The 6472-nt window shown below is 72.7% G+C and carries 6 protein-coding genes and 1 pseudogene; all 7 read left to right on the top strand.

Features of this window, described 5'->3' with window-relative positions; all coding sequences use genetic code 11:
- Positions 1 to 324 (top strand): annotated as a pseudogene (locus CVO76_RS17285) (orotidine-5'-phosphate decarboxylase); the annotation flags it as partial.
- A 166-nt stretch (positions 325 to 490) separates the two neighbouring features.
- Positions 491 to 829: an integration host factor, actinobacterial type gene (mihF, locus tag CVO76_RS05925; RefSeq protein ID WP_133080580.1), complete on the top strand. Its 339-nt coding sequence runs from the start codon at positions 491 to 493 to the stop codon at positions 827 to 829.
- Positions 830 to 839: 10 nt separating this feature from the next.
- A complete protein-coding gene (gene gmk / locus CVO76_RS05920; RefSeq protein ID WP_133080579.1) occupies positions 840 to 1409 on the top strand; it encodes a guanylate kinase in 570 nt (189 codons plus the stop codon).
- 42 nt (positions 1410 to 1451) lie between these two features.
- Positions 1452 to 1712, top strand: a complete 261-nt coding sequence (gene rpoZ, locus CVO76_RS05915) for a DNA-directed RNA polymerase subunit omega (protein ID WP_055771293.1) — start codon at positions 1452 to 1454, stop codon at positions 1710 to 1712.
- A 31-nt stretch (positions 1713 to 1743) separates the two neighbouring features.
- Positions 1744 to 2958 carry a bifunctional phosphopantothenoylcysteine decarboxylase/phosphopantothenate--cysteine ligase CoaBC gene (coaBC, locus tag CVO76_RS05910; protein ID WP_208741200.1) on the top strand — a complete coding sequence of 405 codons (1215 nt, stop codon included), beginning with the start codon at positions 1744 to 1746 and terminating at the stop codon, positions 2956 to 2958.
- 86 nt (positions 2959 to 3044) lie between these two features.
- Positions 3045 to 4256: a methionine adenosyltransferase gene (gene metK, locus CVO76_RS05905; protein ID WP_244186232.1), complete on the top strand. Its 1212-nt coding sequence runs from the start codon at positions 3045 to 3047 to the stop codon at positions 4254 to 4256.
- A 45-nt stretch (positions 4257 to 4301) separates the two neighbouring features.
- Positions 4302 to 6452 carry a primosomal protein N' gene (locus tag CVO76_RS05900; protein ID WP_208741198.1) on the top strand — a complete coding sequence of 717 codons (2151 nt, stop codon included), beginning with the start codon at positions 4302 to 4304 and terminating at the stop codon, positions 6450 to 6452.
- Positions 6453 to 6472 lie beyond the last annotated feature (20 nt).

Genomic DNA, 6472 nt, shown 5'->3' with positions numbered 1-6472 from the left:
GGGGAGGAGTCCGTGGCGCGGTCCATCGCCCGCGCCGCCGCAACCGAGAACGTCGGCCCCGGTCCCGGATCCGTCGGGCTCGTCGTCGGGGCGACGATCGGCGACGCGGCACACCGGCTCGGCCTGGACCTGGCCGCACTCAACGGCCCGATCCTCGCGCCCGGGGTGGGCGCCCAGGGTGCGGGGCAGGAGGAACTCGCCGCCGCATTCGGATCGGCCCTGCCGTTCGTGCTCCCCACGTCGAGCCGCGCCATCCTGGCCGCCGGGCCCGACGGCGGGAACCTGCGCTCCGCCGCCGAGCGGACGCGCGACGGGCTCCGGTGAGCCGGGGCGCGCATTGATTTCGGACGGGTGCGCCCGGTAGGTTCGGTTCCGGACCGACCCCGTGCCGGTCCCGTTCGACCTCCGTCCCGGCCCGAGTCCTCCTCGGGCGATCCATCCGACGAGCGGTCGCCGTCCTGCAGGGCGGCGTCCAGCGCAGGGAGCACCCGTGAGCCTCAAGCCATTGACGGACGTCGAGCGAACGCGGGCACGCGAGAAGGCGACGGCGGCACGGGCGGTGCGGGCGGACATCAAGGCCCGACTGAAGACCGGTAAGCTCTCAGTGGCGGACGTGATCGAGAATTCCGGCGGCGAGGACGCCGTGGGCCGCCTCCGGGTCCTGGATCTCCTCAAGGCACTGCCCGGCGTCGGGGACGTCCGGGCGGCGGCGATCATGGCGGAGGTCGGGATCGCCGCGACACGTCGCGTGCGAGGCCTCGGCATCCACCAGCGCACGGCTCTCGTCTCATACCTCGAACACCATCATTCTGGCTCGGCCAGCAAGTAAGGAAGCGTTTGTGTTGCAGCCCAGGTTGACTGTCCTCGCCGGCCCGACGGCGGTCGGCAAGGGAACCGTCTCGACCTACATCCGGGACAACTACCCCGAGGTGTGGCTCTCCGTCTCCGCGACCACGCGCCCGCCGCGACCCGGCGAGGTGGACGGCGTGCACTACTTCTTCGTCTCGCCCGAGGAGTTCGACTCGCTCATCGCCGACGGTCAGCTGCTGGAGTGGGCCGTGGTCCATGGCCGCAACCGCTACGGGACGCTGCGCCGCACGGTCCAGGCCGCGATGGACGAGGGCCGCACGGTGCTCCTCGAGATCGACCTGCAGGGCGCGCGGCAGGTCAAGGAGAGCATGCCGGAGGCCAACTTCGTCTTCCTCGCCCCGCCGAGCTGGGACGAGATGGTGCGCCGCCTCGTGGGCCGCGGCACCGAAACGCCCGAGGAACAGCAGCAACGGCTGGAAACCGCTAAACTGGAACTTGCCGCCGAGCCGGAATTCAACCACACCGTCGTCAACGACTCCGTGGAGCATGCGGCAGACGAGCTCGTATCACTGATGGGACTGCGTCCGCTGCAGCGCTGAGAAGCCCCGCAGCAGCCGTTCCGCCTAATATTTGGAGATTTTGTGTCAACTCAGCCCGAAGGCATCATCAACCCGCCGATCGACTCTCTGCTGGAGGCCTCGGACTCGAAGTACGCCCTCGTGATCTACGGCGCCAAGCGCGCCCGCCAGATCAACGCGTACTACTCCCAGCTCCACGAGGGGCTCTTCGAGTACGTCGGCCCCCTCGTCGACACGAAGCTGAACGAGAAGCCCCTCTCCATCGCACTGCGGGAGATCAACGAGGGCATGCTCGTGTCCTCGCCCATGGAACAGTCCGAATAGTCCGGCCCCCGAAGCAGGCCACGGACGACCGGTGCGCATAGTACTTGGTGTCGGAGGAGGGATCGCGGCCTACAAGGCAGCATCCCTCCTCCGTCTTTTCACGGAGTCCGGGCATGACGTCACCGTCATCCCGACCGACGCCGCCATCCGCTTCGTCGGGACCGCCACCTGGGAGGCCCTCTCGGGCAACCCGGTGAGCAACAGCGTCTGGGACGACGTCGACAAGGTCAACCACGTACGGCTCGGCCACGAGGCCGACCTCATCGTCGTCGCCCCCGCCACCGCGGACGTCCTCGCGCGCGCCACCGCGGGCCTGGCCAACGACCTCCTGACCGGCACGCTCCTCATGGCGCACGGGCCCGTCTTCCTGGCCCCGGCGATGCACACCGAGATGTGGCAGCACGCGGCCACCCGGGCGAACGTCGCCACCCTCCGCTCGCGCGGCGTCACCGTCATGGAGCCGGCCTCCGGTCGACTCACCGGTGCGGACTCGGGTCCCGGCCGGCTCCCCGAGCCCGCCGACATCTTCGCGGCGGCGATGGACGCCGTCGCCCGCAGCGGGGGCTCCGGTCCGCTGCGGGGCAGGCGCGTGACCATCTCCGCCGGAGGCACCCGGGAGGCCCTCGATCCCGTGCGCTTCCTCGGCAACCGCTCGTCCGGCAAGCAGGGTATGGCCCTCGCCGAAGCGGCACTCGCGCAGGGTGCACACGTGACCCTCGTCCTCGCTCACGCCGACGTCGCCCCGCCGCCCGGGTGCGACGTCGTACGGGTCGAGTCCGCGCTGCAGCTGCGCGACGCCGTCCTCGAGGCCCTGCCCGCAACGGACGTCCTCGTGATGGCCGCTGCCGTGGCGGATTTCCGGCCCGCCGAGGTCGTCGCCACCAAGATCAAGAAGCGCGACGACGGCTCGGATCCCGTGATCACCCTCGTCCGCAACCCCGACGTCCTCCGCGAGGCGGTGCTCGCGCGGGAGGGGCGCTCGGAGCCGCTCGTGATCGCCGGATTCGCCGCCGAGACAGGAGACGCGACGGCCGATCCGCTGACGCACGCCCGGGCCAAGCTCGCGCGGAAGGGCTGCGACTTCCTCGTCCTCAACGTCGTCGGCTCTGACCTCGTCTTCGGCGAAGATTCCAACACCGTCACGATCCTGGGCGCCGACGGCACCGAGTCCGCTCCGGTGCGGGGTTCCAAGCGGGCCGTCGCCGACGCCGTCATCGGGCACGCCGCGCGGCTCCTCGCCCCCTGATGCGCGGGCGCCCTCCTGTCCGCCGCGCCCGTTCCGTCGGGGAGCAGCCGGGCCGGACCGTCCCCCCGACCAAGTAGAGTGGGCACGTGAATCCACCGAGCACTGAGTCCCCCCTGCGCCTTTTCACCTCGGAATCGGTCACCGAGGGCCATCCGGACAAGATCTGCGACCAGATCAGCGACGCCATCCTCGACGGGCTCCTCGAGCAGGACCCCGACTCCCGCGTGGCGGTCGAGACCCTGGTCACCACGGGCCTCGTGCACGTGGCGGGCGAGGTCACCACGGAGGCGTACGTCGAGATCCCCGACATCGTCCGCCGGACCATCCTCGGCATCGGCTACGACTCCTCGGCCAACGGCTTCGACGGCGCCCGCTGCGGCGTCTCGGTATCCATCGGGCAGCAGTCCGCGGAGATTGCCTCGGGTGTGTTCACCTCCCTCGAGACCCGTGAGGGCACCGGCGTCGACCCCTACGACGCCCAGGGTGCCGGGGACCAGGGCATCATGTTCGGCTACGCGAGCGACGAGACCGCGGTGATGATGCCCACGCCCATCTGGCTGTCGCACCGCCTCTCGGAGCGACTCACCGCGGTCCGCAAGGACGGCATCCTCCCGTACCTGCGGCCCGACGGGAAGACCCAGGTGACCATCGGGTACGACGGCGACCGGCCGGTCTCCATCGACTCCGTCGTCATCTCGTCCCAGCACTCCGCCGACGTGTCCCTCGAGCAGCTCCGCGCCGATCTCGCCGACCACGTCATCGCGCCGGTCCTGGCGGACTCCGAGCTCGACACGTCCTCGGTGCGCCACATCCTCAACCCCGGCGGCGCCTTCGTGATCGGCGGACCCGTGGGTGATGCCGGACTCACCGGCCGCAAGATCATCGTGGACACCTACGGCGGAATGGCACGCCACGGCGGCGGAGCGTTCAGCGGCAAGGATCCGTCGAAGGTGGACCGCTCGGCCGCGTACGCCATGCGCTGGGTGGCGAAGAACGTCGTGGCGGCGGGCCTCGCCCGCCGGGCCGAGATCCAGATCGCCTACGCCATCGGCATGGCCCAGCCCGTCGGGATCTACGTCGAGACGTTCGGCACCGAGACCGTGGACCCGCTGGCCATCGGCACGGCGATCCGCGAGATCTTCGACCTCCGGCCCCTCGGCATCATCAACGCCCTCGACCTGAAGCGCCCCGTCTACCAGCGCACCGCGGCGCACGGCCACTTCGGCCGCGAGGAGGACGGCTTCACCTGGGAGCGTACCGATCGCGTCGACAAGCTCCGGAGCTACTTCGACGCCTGAGGCGGGAGGGGACGGCGGCCGGCGCACGCCGGTCCCGGCGACATCATGACGGAGACGAAGCGGGATTCGGGCGGCACGGACGGCCAGCTGTCGCTGCTGCACGGCTTCGGCGCTGCGAAGCTGCCGCGCACCGATCCCGAGCGCGCGTCCGCCCTGCCCGTGGCGCGGGTCGTCCTCGACGCCCAGCTCCCGCACCTCGACCGGTTCTTCGACTACGCGGTGCCCGCCGCCATGGACGCCGAGGCCCAGCCCGGCGTGCGGGTCAAGGTGCGGTTCGCCGGCCGCGAGCAGGCGGGCTTCCTGGCCGAACGCGTCGACGAGGCCAGCACCACGGCGACGCTCCTGCCGCTGGGCAAGGTCGTCTCCCCGCACCGGGTGCTGACGCCCGAGGTCCTGGCGCTCGCGACGGCGGTCGCCGCGCGGTCCGTCGGCACGGTGAGCGACGTCCTGCGCTCCGCCGTGCCGCCGCGCATGGCCCGTGTCGAGGCCGAGTTTCCCCCCGAGGCGGCCGACGGCGCCGCGCCCGTCGCGGCAGGCCCGTCGTCCGGCAGCTTCCGGCGCTACCCGAGCGGCTCCGCCTTCCTCCAGCACCTGACCGCCGGGGAATCGCCCCGGGCCGTCCTCACGAGCCTGGGTGGTTTCGGCGCCAGGGCCTGGACGGAGGAGATCGCCGATGCCGTGGCGGCCGCGGCGGCCTCGGGGCGGGGATCCGTCGTCGTCGTCCCCGACCAGCGCGACCTCGCCCGCGTCGAGGCCGCCCTCACCGCCCGGCTCGGTGCCGCCGCCGTCGCCCGCCTGACGGGCGAGGACGGAGCCACGCCGCGGTACCGCAACTTCCTGCGCCTCCTCACGGGCACAGCGACCGTCGCGGTGGGCACGCGCTCCGCCGCCTACGCCCCCGTGCGCGACCTCGGCCTGCTCTGCCTGTGGGACGACGGCGACGACCAGCACATCGAGCAGCGCGCACCCTACCAGCACGTCCGCGACGTGCTGCTCCTGCGGGCCGAGCAGGAGGGTGCCGCGGTGCTGCTCTCCTCCTTCGCCCGGACCACCGAGTCCCAGCGCCTCGTCGACACGGGGTGGGCACGCGCCATCCAGGCGGACCGCGCCGAGGTGCGACGGTCCACGCCACGCGTCGTCCACGCGGCCGACGCCTACCAGATGGAGCGGGACCCGCTGGCCGCGCAGGCCCGGATCCCGCACGCCGCCTGGGCCGCGGCGCAGGCTGGGCTCCGGCACGGCCCCGTGCTGCTGCAGGTCGCGCGGACCGGCTTCTCGCCGGCGCTGGCCTGCGACCGGTGCCGCCACCCGGCCCGCTGCTCCGCCTGCGCCGGGCCACTGGCCCAGGCCGGACGGGATGCCCCCCTGGTGTGCCGCTGGTGCGGGCGGCCGGACAACTCCTGGTCGTGCGCCGAATGTGGTGGCACGCGGGTCCGGGCGACCGTCGCGGGTGCCACCCGGACCGCGGAGGAATTGGGGAGGGCGTTCCCGGGCGTGCCGGTCGTCTCCTCGGCGGGCGAGCACATCGTCGACACCGTTCGCGATGTCCCCGCCGTCGTCGTCGCGACGCCCGGCGCGGAACCCGTGGCCCCCGGCGGCTACGCGGCCGTCATCCTCCTCGACGGCAACGCCCTGCTGAGCCGCGAGTCGCTGCGTGCGGGCGAGGACGCGCTCCGGCGGTGGTTCTCGGCGGCGATCCTCGCCCGTCCGTCCACGGCTGGCGGCACGGTGGTGATCACGGGCGACGACGACGTCGCGGTGGGGCACCTCGTGCGCTGGGATCCTGCGGGCGCCGCCGCCCGCGAACTCGTCGAGCGGCAGGAGCTCGGGCTGCCTCCGGCCGTGCGGTACGCGGTGCTGACGGGGACCCGGGAGGCCCTCACCCACTTCCTCGACGGCGTCGAGACGGAGGGGGCCGCGCGCGTCGTCGGCCCGGCCCCGATTCCGCCCGATGTGCGCCGGGAGGCGATGCTCGCCGCGCGTGCCGCCGCCGCGGCAGGGCGCGGTGCGGATTCGCCGGGGCGGGCGGCGACGGAGGCCCTGGCCGGCCAGGGCTCCCACCGCGTCCTGCTGTTCTTCCCCTACCGTGCCGCTGCGGGCATCACGCGGCAGCTGCGCGCACGCCGGGCCGCGCTGTCGGCGAAGCGGACGGGCGAGCCCGTCCACATCCGGCTCGATGCGCTGGACGTGCTCTAGGCGGACTGCGCCACGTGCTC

Source organism: Arthrobacter agilis (assembly GCF_002953615.1).
In the GTDB taxonomy this organism is placed as follows: Bacteria; Actinomycetota; Actinomycetes; order Actinomycetales; family Micrococcaceae; genus Arthrobacter_D; species Arthrobacter_D agilis_B.
This window is presented reverse-complemented; position numbering and strand designations above follow the sequence as displayed.

What these genes read in the sequence shown, in the direction of transcription:
- CVO76_RS05900 (WP_208741198.1), top strand. Translation starts at nt 4,302, where the DNA reads ATGACGGAGACGAAGCGGGATTCGGGCGGCACGGACGGCCAGCTGTCG.